General features: G+C 59.7%; 13 protein-coding genes. 7 read left to right on the top strand and 6 right to left on the bottom strand.

All coding sequences use genetic code 11. The annotated features are described in order from the left end of the window. Nucleotides 1-21 precede the first annotated feature (21 nt). Nucleotides 22-2364 (bottom strand): putative bifunctional diguanylate cyclase/phosphodiesterase, encoded by a 2343-nt coding sequence (locus tag CJF39_RS12805; protein ID WP_094993753.1) that lies wholly within the window; start codon nt 2362-2364, stop codon nt 22-24. A gap of 400 nt (nt 2365-2764) precedes the next feature. Between CJF39_RS12805 and lon the strand changes: the two genes are divergently transcribed. The 7 genes from lon to cmoB all read left to right on the top strand — a co-directional run bounded on the left by lon (nt 2765) and on the right by cmoB (nt 9376). Further along, on the top strand, nt 2765-5194 hold the full coding sequence (gene lon, locus CJF39_RS12800; RefSeq protein WP_094993752.1) for an endopeptidase La: 2430 nt from the start codon (nt 2765-2767) through the stop codon (nt 5192-5194). A gap of 154 nt (nt 5195-5348) precedes the next feature. Beyond that, nucleotides 5349-5849, top strand: a complete 501-nt coding sequence (locus CJF39_RS12795; RefSeq protein WP_094993751.1) for a hypothetical protein — start codon at nt 5349-5351, stop codon at nt 5847-5849. Nucleotides 5850-5938: 89 nt separating this feature from the next. Then, a complete protein-coding gene (locus CJF39_RS12790) occupies nt 5939-6331 on the top strand; it encodes a protease inhibitor I42 family protein (RefSeq protein WP_094993750.1) in 393 nt (130 codons plus the stop codon). A gap of 1 nt (nt 6332) precedes the next feature. Beyond that, nucleotides 6333-6968, top strand: a complete 636-nt coding sequence (locus CJF39_RS12785) for a lysoplasmalogenase (RefSeq protein ID WP_094993749.1) — start codon at nt 6333-6335, stop codon at nt 6966-6968. Nucleotides 6969-7058: 90 nt separating this feature from the next. Then, a complete protein-coding gene (locus tag CJF39_RS12780) occupies nt 7059-7568 on the top strand; it encodes a hypothetical protein (protein WP_094993748.1) in 510 nt (169 codons plus the stop codon). A gap of 111 nt (nt 7569-7679) precedes the next feature. After that, the gene (cmoA, locus tag CJF39_RS12775; protein WP_094993747.1) at nt 7680-8423 is read left to right on the top strand and encodes a carboxy-S-adenosyl-L-methionine synthase CmoA; all 744 of its coding nucleotides are present in this window, start codon (nt 7680-7682) and stop codon (nt 8421-8423) included. Then, the gene (cmoB, locus tag CJF39_RS12770) at nt 8420-9376 is read left to right on the top strand and encodes a tRNA 5-methoxyuridine(34)/uridine 5-oxyacetic acid(34) synthase CmoB (protein WP_094993746.1); all 957 of its coding nucleotides are present in this window, start codon (nt 8420-8422) and stop codon (nt 9374-9376) included. Before cmoA ends, cmoB begins: the two co-directional genes overlap by 4 nt. Nucleotides 9377-9405: 29 nt before the next feature. Here cmoB and tadA read toward each other — a convergent pair whose 3' ends face one another. The 5 genes from tadA to CJF39_RS12745 form a co-directional block, all read right to left on the bottom strand. Further along, on the bottom strand, nt 9406-9903 hold the full coding sequence (tadA, locus tag CJF39_RS12765; protein ID WP_094993745.1) for a tRNA adenosine(34) deaminase TadA: 498 nt from the start codon (nt 9901-9903) through the stop codon (nt 9406-9408). Continuing rightward, nucleotides 9903-11279, bottom strand: coding sequence for a multicopper oxidase family protein (locus tag CJF39_RS12760; protein ID WP_094993744.1), 1377 nt, complete (start codon nt 11277-11279; stop codon nt 9903-9905). The genes tadA and CJF39_RS12760 overlap by 1 nt, the downstream gene beginning before the upstream one ends. A 120-nt stretch (nt 11280-11399) precedes the next feature. Continuing rightward, nucleotides 11400-11666 carry a PTS transporter subunit EIIB gene (locus tag CJF39_RS12755; protein ID WP_094993743.1) on the bottom strand — a complete coding sequence of 89 codons (267 nt, stop codon included), beginning with the start codon at nt 11664-11666 and terminating at the stop codon, nt 11400-11402. A gap of 2 nt (nt 11667-11668) precedes the next feature. Next, on the bottom strand, nt 11669-14191 hold the full coding sequence (gene ptsP / locus CJF39_RS12750) for a phosphoenolpyruvate--protein phosphotransferase (RefSeq protein WP_094993742.1): 2523 nt from the start codon (nt 14189-14191) through the stop codon (nt 11669-11671). Nucleotides 14192-14250: 59 nt separating this feature from the next. After that, entirely contained in the window at nt 14251-15474 is a 1224-nt protein-coding gene (locus CJF39_RS12745; protein WP_094993741.1) for a maltoporin, read from the bottom strand. Nucleotides 15475-15567: the final 93 nt, after the last annotated feature.

The following is a 15567-nucleotide window of genomic DNA, read 5'->3' as shown; positions in this document are numbered from 1 at the left end:
AGCCCGTCGCAAAACGTATTTTCAGGCAGTTTCCTCCAGTCGCGACAGCCATGTTTCAAACGCTGAAACCTCCAACGGGCGACTGATCAGGTAACCCTGGGCCGTGTCGCATTGCCAGCGCTGCAGGAGGTCAAGGGTGTGCTGGTACTCCACGCCTTCGGCCACGACCTTTAACCCCAGGTTATGGCTCATCTCCAGGGTCGAACGCACGATGACCGCGTCTTCACTGCGCTCGTCAAGGTTACGAATAAATGACTGGTCGATTTTCAACTCTTGTACCGGTAGCCGTTTGAGGTGCGCCAGTGACGAATAGCCGGTGCCGAAATCGTCCACCGACAGGCCAATGCCGCCCTCGCGCAGTTTTTCCAGCACGCTGAGTGAATGCTCCGGGTCGCGCATGACCGCACTTTCGGTGATTTCGAAAATCAATTGCCCGGCCGACACTTGATAGCGCGAGAGCAAGGCTTCGACGCTCAACAGCAAGTCTTCGCCCTGTAAGTCCGCCGCCGATATGTTGAGTGAAAGTTGCAGGTGCAGCCCTTTGCGGTTCCACTCGGCCAATTGGCGCACGCCCTCCTCAATGACCCATTGCGTGAGCAACGGCATGCTGCCAGTGCGTTCGGCCAGCGGGATGAATTCGGCAGGCGACACCACGCCCAGCTCCGGATGGCGCCAGCGCAGTAGCGCTTCCGCCTGATGCACTTGGCCGCTGCGGATATCCAGCTTGGGCTGGTAGAGCAAAAACAGCTCGCCCTCGCTTGCCGCGCTGCGCACGTCGCGTATCAACTGGATTTGCCGTTGATGGGCCAGGTCGCGGTCCTGCTGGTAAACCTGCAAGTAACCCGGCAGCGCAGCGGCATCCCGTCGGGCAAGCGCGGCGCGGCTGATCAGCTCTTCGACGCTTTGCCCATTAATCGGATAGGCCGCAATGCCCATGCAGATTTCCAGCGACACCTCATGCCCGTCGATGCTCAGCGGTCGATTCAACAGCCGGTAGAGCCTGTCGGCCACGGCCACCGCGGCATCGACCTGGGTGCTTTCCAGTAGCAGTAAAAATTCATTGCCGGTGATGCGCGCAGCGGTGTCCCGCGCGTGCAACGTGTCGAGCATGACGCGGCTGATTTCGCGCATGATCAATTCCATGCCGTCCTGGCCGAAACTTTCGTTGATAACCCGGTAGTTTTCGACGCCCAGATAAATCAGCACCACCCCCCTTCGCGCACTGATGGCGCTGCCCAATCGCTCCATGGCGAGTGCGCGGTTGGGCAAGCCGGTCAGTGCGTCGTGCAGCGCGTTATGTGCCAGTTGCTGCTCGCGCAGCGCGATTCCGCTCTGCATCGCGTTGATCGCCTTGGCCAAAAAGCCCAGTTCATCCTTACGCTTGAGTTCTACCGGAACCTCGTAGTTGCCGCGCCCGATTCGCTGAGCGGCCTCGGCCAGCAAACTGACCGGACGCGACACCGCGCGCGCCAGCCATAAGGCCCCGAACAAAGACAGCAGCAACGCGCCAAGGGATATCCACAGAAACTTGCGATCCAGGGCGTTGAATGCGTGCATGGTCTGGTCCAGCGGGCTTTGCAGAAGCGCGAGCACTTGCCCGTTGGCCGGGTCCCCAGAATTGGCCAGTTGCAGTAGCTGCCCGAGAAAACGCTTGCCATGAAATACGCTGAAGTGAACCTTCATACCGGGCGCGTGATCGCTCAAAAACTGCTCGTTGCTGGCGTTCATGACGTCAGGCTGGGTGCTGCTGAGCACGCCGTTATCGCCCTGTTTGATGGTCATGAATGACACTTCAAGGTTGCTCAGTGAGCGCAACTCGTGAGCAAACACGTCGTCCATCGGCATGCCCGACACCACGCGCACCACGGGCAACGGTGCCAGTACCACGCTTTGCACCATCATGTACGGGCGATCATCCAGCACGCCAATGACCATCGATTGAGAATGTCGGCGCGCCAGCCTCAAGGCTTTGGCGTAGGGAAAGGGCTGCCCCGCCGGTAACGCTTTGAGGGTGCTGGTGATGATGTTGCCCTGCAGATCCAGCACGAACAGTTCACTGCCCCGGATGCTCGGCTCAAACTCTTGCAGCGCGGCGTTGATTTGAGCGCGATTACCATTGAGTGCAGCCTGACGGAAGTCCGAGTCATTGGTCAGCCAGTTGAGGCCGTACTGGATGCGTCGCCAACGCAAATCCATGAACCGCTCGAACACCCGTGTGCCGGTACGCAGTTGTTCTTCGGCCTGATCGCGGGCCACCGTGATCGTGACGGCTTTGACCGCGAAATACACCGCGCCAATGACCAACAGCAGGAGCATCGCCAAAAACAGGCTGATGCGCGCCTGAAAACTGTTACGCAGCTTCATGCCACGCCCTCGGCACACCGCGTCATTGCGCTGATTCCCTGAGGCATACGCGCTCCTTGTGCGCCTTGCAGGCAGCCTGCCAGGTGGCCGCTTGCTCCATCTTTATTGTTATAAGTCGTAACTGTCGCTCAGCAGAAGATCGCCTAATAATTTCGGGCCGTCTACCGTCAAGTTGTTGGCGACAAAGGCCTAGCGAACGCGAACCTCGCGCAAGGTTTTATCAATCACCAGCAGGCGCTTTGCGCCGTTCAATCGCATGCACTCATCCGTGCTCAGGTGCTCATCGTCTACGCTCCACGGCGAAGCTTTGGCAGCGGCGAGCGCATGAAAAACGTTTCACCATTGAAACCACTGACACCGCGCCCCATCTAACCCCCATACCCCATTGCGCAGGTGCCCCATGAGCGACCAGCAAGATTTCCCGGATAACACCCCTGAATACGCAGACATAGAACACACGGAATCCGTACACACACCCCACTCGGCCGGAACTGAACTGGCGTTGCCGGAGCAGAATCTGCCCGACAAGGTTTACATCATCCCGATTCACAACCGCCCGTTCTTCCCGGCACAAGTGCTGCCGGTCATCGTCAATGAAGAGCCGTGGGCCGAAACACTGGAGCTGGTCAGCAAATCACCCCATCACTCGCTGGCCCTGTTTTTTGTCGATACGCCACCGGATGACCCTCGCCACTTCGACACGTCCAGCCTCCCGGAATACGGCACGCTGGTAAAAGTGCATCACGCCAGCCGCGAAAACGGCAAATTGCAATTTGTGGCCCAAGGCCTGACCCGTGTGCGCATCAGCATGTGGCTCAAACATCACCGCCCGCCGTATTTGGTGGAAGTCGAATACCCGCAGCAGCCCAAGGAGCCCACCGATGAGGTGAAGGCTTATGGCATGGCGCTGATCAATGCCATCAAGGAGCTGTTGCCGCTCAACCCGCTGTACAGCGAAGAGTTGAAAAACTACCTCAATCGCTTCAGCCCTAACGATCCGTCGCCGCTAACCGATTTCGCGGCCGCGCTGACGTCGGCAACCGGCAATGAGCTGCAAGAAGTGCTCGATTGCGTGCCCATGCTCAAACGCATGGAGAAAGTCCTGCCAATGCTGCGCAAGGAAGTTGAAGTTGCGCGCCTGCAAAAAGAAATCTCCGCCGAAGTGAACTTGAAAATCGGCGAGCACCAGCGTGAGTTCTTTCTGAAGGAACAGCTCAAGGTGATCCAGCAGGAACTGGGTCTGACCAAAGACGACCGCAGCGCGGACATCGAACAGTTCAAGCAGCGTCTGGAAGGCAAGACCCTGACGGCTCAGGCGCAAAAGCGCATCGACGAGGAACTGAACAAACTGTCGATTCTGGAAACCGGCTCACCGGAATACGCGGTCACCCGCAACTATCTGGATTGGGCAACATCGCTGCCCTGGGGTGTGTTCGGGCAAGACAAACTCGACCTCAAGCATGCCCGCAAGGTGCTCGACGCCCACCATGCGGGGCTGGATGACATCAAAAACCGTATCCTCGAATTTCTGGCGGTCGGCGCCTACAAGGGTTCGGTAAGTGGTTCGATCGTGTTGCTGGTTGGCCCGCCGGGCGTGGGTAAAACCAGCGTCGGCAAATCGATCGCCGAGTCCCTGGGGCGGCCGTTCTACCGCTTCAGTGTCGGCGGCATGCGTGACGAAGCCGAGATCAAAGGCCATCGTCGCACGTACATCGGTGCCCAGCCGGGCAAGCTGGTGCAGGCCCTCAAAGACGTCGAAGTGATGAACCCGGTCATCATGCTCGACGAGATCGACAAGATGGGCCAGAGCTTCCAGGGCGACCCCGCCTCCGCCCTGCTCGAAACCCTTGATCCGGAACAGAACGTCGATTTCCTCGACCACTATCTGGATTTACGCCTGGACCTGTCCAAGGTGCTGTTCGTCTGCACCGCCAACACGCTGGATTCCATTCCGGGGCCGTTGCTTGACCGGATGGAGGTGATTCGCCTGTCGGGTTACATCACGGAAGAAAAGGTGGCAATTGCCAAGCGCCATCTGTGGCCCAAACAGTTGGAGAAAGCCGGTGTTTCCAAAAACAGCCTGAGCATCAGCGACAGCGCCTTACGCGCCGTGATCGATGGCTATGCCCGCGAAGCCGGGGTGCGTCAGTTGGAGAAGCAGCTCGGCAAACTGGTGCGTAAGGCCGTGGTCAAATTGCTGGAAGACCCGAAGGCGGTGATCAAAATCGGCCCCAAAGACCTCGAAGCTTCGTTGGGCATGCCGGTGTTCCGCAATGAACAAGTCATCAGCGGTACGGGCGTGATTACCGGGTTGGCCTGGACCAGCATGGGCGGCGCGACCCTGCCAATCGAAGCGACGCGCATCCATACCCTCAATCGCGGGTTCAAGCTGACCGGGCAGCTAGGGGATGTGATGAAAGAGTCGGCAGAGATCGCCTACAGCTATGTCAGCTCCAATCTCAAGCAGTTTGGCGGCGACCCCAAGTTCTTCGATGAAGCGTTCGTGCATTTGCACGTGCCCGAAGGCGCCACACCCAAAGATGGCCCAAGCGCCGGTGTGACCATGGCCAGCGCACTGCTGTCGCTGGCACGCAACCAGCCGCCGAAAAAGGGCATCGCCATGACCGGCGAGCTGACCCTCACCGGGCACGTACTCCCGATTGGTGGCGTGCGTGAGAAAGTCATCGCGGCACGTCGGCAGAAAATCCATGAATTGATCCTGCCCGAAGCCAACCGGGGCCATTTCGAGGAACTGCCGGACTACTTGAAAGAAGGCATCACCGTGCACTTTGCCAAACGGTTCAATGACGTGGCCAAAGTGCTGTTTTAAACCGTAGAACGTTCCCGATGACAGCGCCGCCGCCCCACAGCGGCGGCGCTGTCACATCTTCATCTCAAACCCCCTGTCAATTCTGTCAGTAGACACAAAATCCAATCCCGTCACTAATAGGCCCAGAACCGTTAGCGCTGGATGGGCTTAGATCATGGCACTGCAACACCCTGGATATGGAAACCCTGCTGTTATATGGCAGAAGGCTTTGGGCACACCGCTGTTCCATCCCAGAACAACGGGTGAGATGAGGGCCGAGGTGTCTTGCCGCCATCTGTTCGAAGCGCAGGAAATCACCTTTGCCAGCAGCCAAAAAAAGATTGTGATTACCGCAGAATTCGAAGACTTCGGATCGCCGCAGTATCGTTGCGTGTCCTTGACTCTGGACGTCAATATCCAGTCCGGCATTTACCTGTACAAACGCGGGCAGCAGGGTCCGGTCAGAGATATGTCTTACACAGAATGCATCGAGAAAAATGGCGACCTGGTGTATCACCTGACTCAGGCCGAGGTGGGCACCCTGCACTTGTCTGTGATCGAGAGCTGCTACAGCGCACGCCTGTTCACCTTTGAAGGTACAGACCATCTGACCGACCCTTTTGAGGTCTGCGGCGACTTCACGGTGACCCCTCCTCACGCCTCATTCAATTATTAAGGCCCGCTCGCGACTTTGACCGCGTGGCATAGCCCGATAGCCGTCTTGGGTTATGCTGCGCGCTTGTTATTGTCCCGACGGAGCCTTCAATGTCCCCCGCGCGTCTGATCCCCTTGCTCAGTTTCACCTTGCTGACAGCTTGCGCTCAGCAACCGGCACATAACGTGATTGTGGAAGAACAAAGTGACTGCCCGATGCAATTGCACACGGGGCAAAACCTGACGCTGACCCTGCCCAGTAACCCCACGACCGGTTACCGCTGGGCCATTCAGGATTCGGCAGGCGGCGTGTTACGCAGCCTCGGCCCAGAAGTCTACAAAAGCGCCGACAGTGGCCAGTTACTGGGCAGCGGCGGGCAATCCACCTGGCGCTTTCAAGCATTTGCCCCGGGCACCGGTCGCCTGCGCCTGACGTATCAACAGCCTTGGGAGCCTGAGGCCGAACCCGCTCAAGTGTTTGACTGCCCTGTTACGGTGAACTGACATGCCATGGCTGATCCTCGCTGTCATGGGGGCCGCCGCGTATCTGTACGGCGTGAACATGCACTCCACGCTGTTGTGCCTGCTGAGCAAACCCCTGCCCGTGCTGGCATTGCTCGGCTGGCTGCAAGATGCGCCGCCCAGCCTTTACCGGCGCTGGATCAGTATCGGTTTGCTGTTTTCGTTGCTCGGTGACCTGCTGCTGGCTTGGCCCGTGGACTTGTTTGTGTTTGGCCTCGGGGCGTTTCTGCTGGCCCATTTGGCTTACCTCAAGGCCTATCTGGCCGATTGCCGCCGTCTCGCAGCACTGCCCCTGATACTGGCGCTGGCAGCCGGTGCCGGTTTGTTGAGCGTCATGGCCAGCCATGGCCTGGGGGAGATGCTGATTCCAGTTTTTGTCTACGCCTTCACGATCAGCGCCATGCTGTGGCGCGCCTTCGCCCGCGTGGGGACTGATGTACCTGCACGCTCGGCGTGGCTGGCAGCGGGCGGCGCACTGGCGTTTGTGGTCTCCGACAGCCTGATCGGAATTGACCGCTTCGTGGTTAAGTTCGGTGCGGCGCCGTACCTGATCATTCTCAGCTACTGGCTCGGCCAATGGGGCATTGCCGCATCGGCGTTCAGCCAGGGCAAACGCTGACCCCTCAACTGTTATTTATGACAGTAGACGCCATGCCCGCAGCCATCATTAATACCGTCTCCGTACACCCAATCAGTCAGCGAGGGTTCGATGATGGCCAATCACTTTTCTACCCGCGGCAAAGACAGAGTCAAAGGCACACTCAAGCCAAGCCCCAAGCATTCGCCACGCCATAAACAGGCACTGATCAGCGACGCGTCGGCCACCATTACTGACCGCGCTGATTTCAAAGCCGATGACATCATGTTAGGCAGCGGCCTCAACACCCTTTCCATTGCAGCCTCAGCTGCAACCTTTGGTTCGTACGAATACCGGGTAATTAATTTCATTGTTGACCTGGGTATTGAAAGCGGAACACACACGTTCAAACAGGGTGAACCCGGACCGATTCAGGGCTTGTCGTATGTGGAGTTCGCTGTCGTCGGTGGCAATGAAATCTATTACAACTGCGAAGGGATAAGCGGCGCCTTGACGCTGGACATCATCGACCACGCGTATTACATCCGTGAGTTCACGTTCACCGCGCAGGACAGCGAGCAGAAGAACATCACCCTGACCGGCCACGTGAGTGTCTCGTCATCATTGTGTGAATGCCCCTGACACTGTGTAGGCATGTTCAGAATGCTGCGCGGTTTATCAGACAGACCGCGCACTCCGGCGCCAACTTGGCTAAAATGCCGCCCCTTTTAAATTTCCATCGCCGGAACCCTCGTGAGCAAAGAACCCGACCGTATTTTCGCCCAGCCCCTGGCCCAGGTGCCGGACTTCGCCTTTAACGAAGACGTGGTGCGGGTGTTCCCGGACATGATCAAACGCTCGGTGCCCGGTTACCCGACCATTGTGGAAAACCTCGGTGTGCTGGCTGCGCAATTCGCCCAACCAAACAGTGTCCTTTATGACCTGGGCAGCTCGCTGGGTGCGGTGACGCAGGCGTTACGCCGCCATGTGCGCAGCGAAGGGTGCAAGGTCATTGCGGTGGACAACTCGGCGGCGATGGTCGAACGCTGCCGCGAATACCTGAACGGGCAAAACTCGATGTTTCAGGAGCTGTTGCCGGTTGAGGTGATCGAAGGCGACATTCTGGCGCTGGCGTTCGAACCCGCTTCGGTGGTTGCGCTGAACTTCACCCTGCAATTCATAGCCCCCGAGCAACGGCTGGCTTTACTCGGGCGCATCCGCCAATCGCTGTTGCCGGGCGGCGCGCTGATTCTGTCGGAGAAGCTGCGCTTCAATGACGCCGAAGAACATGCCCTGCTCACTGACTTGCACATTGCCTTCAAACGCGCCAATGGCTACAGCGATCTGGAGATCGCGCAAAAACGCAGCGCCATCGAAAACGTCATGAAGCCCGACAGCCTCGAAGAACACCGTGAACGCTTGCTCGCGGCCGGGTTCTCGAAAGTCGTGCCGTGGTTCCAGTGTCTTAACTTTGCCTCGTTGATTGCCTTGCCATGATTGATCTTTCCCCTCTTGCCCGGCGTCTGGCCGGTACGCCCCTGGCTGAATGGGCCAACACCCTGCAAGCTCAGCTCGACATCAAAATGGAAAAAGGCCATGGCGACCTTGAACGCTGGCAGAGCGCCCTGGACGCGTTACCTGACGTCAAGCCCACCGAAATCGACTTGCTCAACGGGCTGACCCTCGACACCGACTGCGACGACGAAACCCGCGCGCGGATGCGTCAGGCACTGATGGGCCTGTCGCCGTGGCGTAAAGGCCCGTTTGACCTGTTCGGTGTGCATGTCGACACCGAATGGCACTCGGACTGGAAATGGTCGCGGGTCGCGCCGCACATCGATCTCAACGGTAAACGCATCCTCGATGTGGGCTGCGGCAACGGCTACTACATGTGGCGCATGCTGGGCGCAGGTGCCCACAGCGTCATCGGCGTTGACCCGAACTGGCTGTTTTTCTGTCAGTTCCAGGCCGTGCAGCGCTTCTTACAGCAAGACGCCGCGTGGCATTTGCCCTTCCCGTTCGAAGACCTGCCACCGAACCTTGAAGGCTTCGATACCGTGTTTTCCATGGGCGTGTTCTACCACCGCCGCTCACCCATCGAGCATTTGCTGGCGCTCAAGGACTGCCTGGTCAAGGGCGGCGAGCTGGTGCTGGAAACCTTGGTGATTGAAGGCGACGAGAATCAAGTGCTGGTGCCGGAAGACCGCTACGCACAGATGCGCAACGTGTGGTTCCTGCCGTCGATTCCGGCGCTGGAGCGTTGGTTGCGGCGCGCCGGTTTCAGCGATGTGCGCTGTGTGGACGTGAGCATTACCACCGTCCAGGAGCAGCGGGCGACGGAGTGGATGAAGTTCCAGTCGTTGAGCGACTACCTCGACCCCAACGACCACAGCAAAACCATCGAGGGTTTGCCTGCGCCGATGCGCGCAGTGATTGTTGCCCGCAAGTGATCCGCCGCTAACCCGCGACGCGTCAGCCGCTACAACGGCGGTTTGGCGCGACGGGCCTTGAAAAAATCGCTCAGGATCGCGCCGCATTCGTCGGCCAGCACCCCGCCTTCAAACAGCACCCGGTGGTTGAGAAAGCCCTGGGTGAAGAACTGCCCCTGACTCTGCACAATCCCGGCCTTGGGCTCCAGCGCGCCATACACCACGCGTGACACCCGCGAATGCACGATCAGGCCCGCGCACATGCTGCACGGCTCCAGCGTGACGTACAGCGTGCTGCCCGGCAGGCGGTAGTTGCAGGCCGAAGCGGCTGCGGCACGGATGGCGACCATTTCAGCATGGGCGCTGGGGTCGTGACCGCTGATCGGGCAGTTGAAACCGCGCCCGATAATCTCGCCGTTTTGCACCAGCACTGCCCCCACGGGTACTTCACCCAGGGCCGCGCCCTGGGCCGCGAGGGCCAGCGCTTCTCGCATGTAGTCTTGATCGCGGCTGCGGTCGATGATCCGGGGTTGACGCCCTTGTCGCATCAGGAAACCTCAATAGCGGCCATCAGGCCCGTTTCCATGTGGTCAATCACATGGCAGTGGAACATCCACACGCCGGGATTATCCGCCACCAACGCCACGCGGGCACGCTCGTTTTTACCCAACAAATAGGTGTCGGTGAAATACGGGGTGATTTTTTTGCGATTGGACGCCAGCACCTTGAAGGTCATGCCGTGCAAATGGATCGGATGCTGGTACTGGGTCATGTTCTTCAATTCGAAGATGTAGCTTTGCCCCAATTTGAGTTTGGCGATCGGCCGATCAGCGCAGGTCTTGTCCTTGATGTCCCAGGCAACGCCGTTGATTTGCCACAGGCTCGGGGGTTGATCGCCGCTTTGATTGACCGACACCGACCCTACCCATTCAAAGTTGAAATTGAGTTTTTCGGCGTTCGCCACGTCCGGCTCGGCGATCGGATTGGCAGGCAGTGCGGGCGGCCATTGCGTCGCTGAACCGGGGCTGGCGACCGCACGCAACGTGCCCAGGCGCACAGGCCCGTCACGCAGGGACAATTCTTCGCCTTCGGCAGGCGCCTTGATTGCCAGGCAAATGCGCATGCCGGGGCCCAGCCAGTACTCCTTGCCCAGCGGCCTTGGTGCGATGGGGTTGCCGTCCAGCGCGTAGATTTTGGCCTCCACCCCCGGAATGTTAATGCGGTAGGTCAAGGTGTTGTCGAGGTTGAGCAGGCGCACACGGGTGATTTGCCCGGCAGGCAGTTCGATAGTCGGCACGTGGCTGCCGTTGATCGTGGACAGGCGCCCGGCCGTCCCGCCGCGTGCGGCTTCGCGGGTGATGCTGAATGGCATGAATCCGCCCTCCTCATCCACGTGCCAGTTTTTGATGCTCAACGTGCGCTCGTGCTCAAAGCCGGTTGACTCGCGCTCCTCGACAATCAGCGGCCCCACCAGCCCGCGGCCCAGTTCTTCGCTACTGTTGACGTGTGGGTGATACCAGTAGCTGCCAGCGTCCGGCACCCGGAATTTGTAGTCGAAGTATTCGCCCGGCAATACCGGCAACTGGGAAACATAAGGCACGCCGTCCATTTCCAGCGGCAGGCGGATACCGTGCCAGTGAATGGTGGTGGGCACTGGCAGGTGGTTGATAAAGCGTACCCGCAGCCATTCGCCCTGGCGCACCCGCAGCTCGGTGCCCGGCGCCGAAGGACCAAAGGCCCAGGCTTCGGTTTGGTGGCCGGGCACCAGCTCAACGTCCAGCGGCGCGGCAATCAGTTCGTAATCGTGGCCCGCCTCGGCGTCCGCCATTTTTCCCAGCCAGTAGCGCGAAGCGCCACCCGCCCCGACACCCACCACGACCAGGCCGGCCAAACCACCGAGTATTTGTCGACGGGTAAAGGACATGGGCTCAACTACCTCTCGTATCGTAAACAGGCTCAAGGCCCGCAAAAGGCGAATACGATACACCTGCAGTTGAGAAACAGTAAGGCCGGGGTGGCGAAGGGCCGCACCCCGAAACGTGGGTTAACTGCCGTCGAGCACATGCACCACGCCATTGGCAAAGACCATGACGTTGGGTAAGGCCTGCACATGCGCGGCCATTTTCGAGGCATCGCACACTTCGACACGCACGCGGGTCAGTGCGACTTTTTGTTCGGATTTAACGTTATCGGCCCCGCCCAAGGCCGCCAACACAGCGCTGTCCAGCAAGGATGAGGCAGCACTGGCCGCATCGGGCACCAGATCCGGGCTCAGCGCTTTCCAGAGCGCCTGACGCATTTTTTCAAACATATTCAGATCTCCACACCCACAGATTGAGGCTGCAAGGTGGCTCGTACATGCTCGGCACTTTCAAGCGCCAGCACCTTTTCTGCCAAAACCTTACAGGCCTTGAAATCGATCTCGCGCACCCGCCCCTTGATCGCCGGGATCAGCGGCACGCTGACCGACAGCTCATCCACTCCCAGGCCAAGCAGCACCGGCACCGCCAACGGCTCGGACGCCAAGGCGCCACAGACGCCCACCCACTTGCCATGGGCGTGGGCTGCCCGGACCGTGTGAGCGATCAAACGCAGCACTGCCGGGTGCAAGCTGTCGGCCTGACGGGCCAGACGTGGATGATCGCGGTCCATGGCCAAGGTGTATTGAGTCAGGTCGTTGGTGCCAATCGAGAAGAAATCCACCTCCGGTGCAAACAGATCGGCCATCAAGGCAGCGGCGGGCACTTCGATCATGATGCCCAGCTTGGGCAAGTGGGCGAGCCCCAACCGTTGCGCCTCCTCCTGCACCATTTGCCGTGCAATTCGCAGCTCCGACAGATTCGTCACCATCGGCAGCATGATGTGCAACTGTGTTAGCCCGGCACAGCTCAGAATGGCGCGCAATTGGTCGCGCAACAATTGAGGGCGTTCAAGGCATAAACGGATCCCGCGCATGCCCAGAAACGGGTTGATTTCACTGGTCATCGGCACGTAGGCCAGCGGCTTGTCGCCGCCCACATCCAGCGTGCGCACGACTAACGGGCGGTCAAGGCCTACGGAGCGAGCAATCTCGCTGTAAGTCGCCACTTGTTCGTCATGGGAAGGGGCGCGGTTGCGATCCAGGTACAAAAACTCCGAGCGCAGCAGCCCGACACCGTGGGCGCCCAGCGTCATCGCGTGTTCAGCTTCTGCCCGCGAGGCAATGTTGGCCGTGATCTCAACCGGGTGCCCGTCGCGGGTGCAGGCGGCCAAGGACGCGTGTTGCAAATCCCGCTGGTGCCGGTCCTGACGCAGTGCGCGCTGCTCACCCAGCCGCTCTACCTGTTTGATATCGGGCTGCAAGTGCAACTGACCCGCATCGGCATCCAACAAAACCGGCAAGCCGCTGGCCAGCGCCAGCACCTGAGGTGACACCCCACACAACGCCGGGATGCCCAGGGCACGGGCCAAAATGGCGACATGGCTGGTAGCCCCTCCGCCCACGGTGGCAAATCCCACGACTTTGCGGGTATCCAGCCTGGCCGTTTGCGAGGGCGTCAGTTGTTCCGCCACCAATATCGCCTGATGGGGCAATGCCAGCGCACTGTCATCCACGCCGAGAATCCGTTTCAGCACGCGCAGCCCCACGTCTTCGAGATCCAGCGCCCGCTCCGCCAGTAACGGACTGCCCAACCCTTTGAATAACGCCGCGGTGGCTTCGGTGGCATTGCGCCAAGCGAAGGCCGCACTTTTGCCGGAGTTGATCAGTTCAGCGGCATGCTCCACCAAACTCGGGTCTTGCAACAGCTGCTGATGAGCCCGAAAGATCTCACTCTGCGCCGGACTTGCTGCGTCATCGCGCAAGCCTTGCAGTTCAATGGCCGCACGGTCCAGCGCGTGTTGCAGCGCCGCATGTTCGCGTTGTGCCTCGCTGGCCTGTTCGACCACTTCCAGCGCGCTTTGCGCCACGTGCACCACATACCCATACGCCGACCCCGTGGAGGCGCACACCCCGCGCAGCACATCTGACACCTCATCATTGGCGACGGGTTGCGGGTCAGGAGCCAACACCACGAACTCAACCTCTTCGCCGCATCCTTGTGCCAGCAACTCGGACAGCTCACGGATGGCCGCGTCGGCATCCGGCCCCGCAGCACTGAGGTAAACGCTGTCTGCATACGCGGTTTGCAACGCCATGATCGCTACCAGCGACTTGGCGTTGGCGCTGTCGTGCTGGCGATGCAGTTGAACACGCGCAGCAAAACCTTTTGCAGCCTGCGCCAAAACCGCAGCCGGACGCGCATGCAGGCCGTTGGGGTTGGGCAGCAACACGGCCTGCGAATGCAACACTGGACGATCTTCATGGCTGGCGGACGCAGGTTGCGTCCCTGTTTTCACGTGCACGTGCAACACAGGCTGACCGGTCTCGACCTTCACCCCGCATTGCGCCAGCGACTGAATCGCTTCGCCGCTGATGACCAGCATCAACGTCAGCAAACTGCGCGCATGAAGCGCCAGGTAATCGGCATCAAACTCGATCAACGGTTGCCCGGCCTCAACACGCTGGCCGTCTTCCACCTGCGCGATGAAACCTTTGCCTTGAAGGTTCACCGTGTCCAGGCCAATGTGCAGCAGCACCTGCACGCCGCTGTCATGGGTGATGCTCAGGGCATGCCCGGTGTGCTGCACGTTAGTGACGACGCCCGCCAGCGGGGCGCACAACATCTGCGACGTTGGATCGATGCACACGCCGTCGCCCATCAGGCGACTGGAAAACACCGGGTCGGGGACATCATCAAGTGCACGCACGATTCCCGGCAGGGGCGTCAGCAGTTCCAGTTGTGAGGGTGTAACCATGACTTCACCTGCAATAGAGAGTTTGAGTGCCAATGGCGTGCGAGCCCCGGCAGCGTCGCTTATTTCCACCAGTACTCGACCTGCAACCCCATGTTTGAACCATGCCGCGCCCTGCCAAACGCGCCGCTGTCAGATAACGCCGAACCGGCGTCCAATTGATTGGCGGCGAGCTGCGCAGCTTTGTTCCAGCGGGCATAGGTGTAATACAGGCGAATTTCGGGGCGCTCCCAAAAGCCGGGCCCCTTGGGCGACCAGGTGGGCGCGAAGGTGAATTTGCTCAGGGTGCGGGTGCCGTCTGCGGCCCTGACTTGATCGTGGCCCAGCTCCGTCACCAGTTTGAATTGCTCACTGATCGCGTAGGCCGGGCGTACGCCAAGCGACATCCAGTGCTGATTGCCACCCTGGGGACGAACATCCTTTTGGTAGACGGCTTCGATTTGGCCGCCAAAACGCGGCGTCACTTGCCAGTCAAAAAACTCAACCAGGCGATAGCGTTTGCTGCTGTTGTCCAGTTGGGTATTGCCGGTGTAACCGAGTCCCGTGCCCGACCCTTCGCCATACTGCACTGCGAACTTGTTGCGGCCGCCCAAAAAGTCGTTTTGCACATGCTGGGCGGTGATCGCCCAACCGCTGTGGGCATTGGTGCGCGTGGGCTTTTCCAGGTAGGTCAGACCAAACTCCAGCTCGCCCCCGGGATTGATCTTGAACCCGGCCACGTTAACGTCGTGACGGGTGACAGGGTCTTTTTGGTACAGGCTGTCTTTGCGGGACAAGGCGTAGCTGTATTTCAGGCCGCCGATCAGTACATCTTCGATGCCCCCGCCTGTGGCGCTCTGGTTCCAGTAGTAGAAATCAGAGATGTGGATGTCGTTACGTTTGTAGTAACGGCGCCCGGCCCACAGCGAACCGCCATTGAGACTCGGCAGGTTCGACCATTGTGCATACAGCTGGGGCATGCGCACCGAACCGTTCTCCCCCTGGAAGGTGAGCTGGCGGTTATACCGGTTATAAAACGACGCCATGCCGTCGACGCTGAGCACCGAGCCGTCATCGAGGGTCAAAATGTCCTGGCGAAGTTCCAGCTCCGCGTACTGCTCGCACTCGTTGCCCAGCCGGTATTTGGTTTCAGCGCCGGGGAGCTTGAAACAGGTTTGTTTTCCACCGTTGAGCGCGTTGCCAACGCCACTGCGCAGGTAGCCCGAGAACTCCAGGGCCTGTGATGGCAAGGGCGCAAGCAAGCCTAAGCACGCGGCGATTACGCTGCGGTTGAGTGTTGTGTTCATACATCCACCTTTTTTTATTTTTATGGGTAAAACGCTGCGGGCAAAACGCCTGTCGCCGCTGCAACAGGCTGCTTGAGACCGCACAACGCGGCC

Origin of the sequence: Pseudomonas lundensis (genome assembly GCF_002269125.1) — a bacterium.
Taxonomy (GTDB): Bacteria; Pseudomonadota; Gammaproteobacteria; order Pseudomonadales; family Pseudomonadaceae; genus Aquipseudomonas; species Aquipseudomonas lundensis_A.
The sequence above is the reverse complement of the archived record's forward strand: the minus strand, read 5'-3'. Positions and strand labels throughout refer to the sequence as shown.

Excerpts from the sequence above, each read along its gene's own strand:
- CJF39_RS12805 (WP_094993753.1), bottom strand. The coding sequence starts at position 2,364 with ATGAAGCTGCGTAACAGTTTTCAGGCGCGCATCAGCCTGTTTTTGGCG.
- lon (WP_094993752.1), top strand. The coding sequence starts at position 2,765 with ATGAGCGACCAGCAAGATTTCCCGGATAACACCCCTGAATACGCAGAC.
- CJF39_RS12795 (WP_094993751.1), top strand. The coding sequence starts at position 5,349 with ATGGCACTGCAACACCCTGGATATGGAAACCCTGCTGTTATATGGCAG.
- CJF39_RS12790 (WP_094993750.1), top strand. The coding sequence starts at position 5,939 with ATGTCCCCCGCGCGTCTGATCCCCTTGCTCAGTTTCACCTTGCTGACA.
- CJF39_RS12785 (WP_094993749.1), top strand. The coding sequence starts at position 6,333 with ATGCCATGGCTGATCCTCGCTGTCATGGGGGCCGCCGCGTATCTGTAC.
- CJF39_RS12780 (WP_094993748.1), top strand. The coding sequence starts at position 7,059 with ATGATGGCCAATCACTTTTCTACCCGCGGCAAAGACAGAGTCAAAGGC.
- cmoB (WP_094993746.1), top strand. The coding sequence starts at position 8,420 with ATGATTGATCTTTCCCCTCTTGCCCGGCGTCTGGCCGGTACGCCCCTG.
- tadA (WP_094993745.1), bottom strand. The coding sequence starts at position 9,903 with ATGCGACAAGGGCGTCAACCCCGGATCATCGACCGCAGCCGCGATCAA.
- CJF39_RS12760 (WP_094993744.1), bottom strand. The coding sequence starts at position 11,279 with ATGTCCTTTACCCGTCGACAAATACTCGGTGGTTTGGCCGGCCTGGTC.
- CJF39_RS12755 (WP_094993743.1), bottom strand. The coding sequence starts at position 11,666 with ATGTTTGAAAAAATGCGTCAGGCGCTCTGGAAAGCGCTGAGCCCGGAT.
- ptsP (WP_094993742.1), bottom strand. The coding sequence starts at position 14,191 with ATGGTTACACCCTCACAACTGGAACTGCTGACGCCCCTGCCGGGAATC.
- CJF39_RS12745 (WP_094993741.1), bottom strand. The coding sequence starts at position 15,474 with ATGAACACAACACTCAACCGCAGCGTAATCGCCGCGTGCTTAGGCTTG.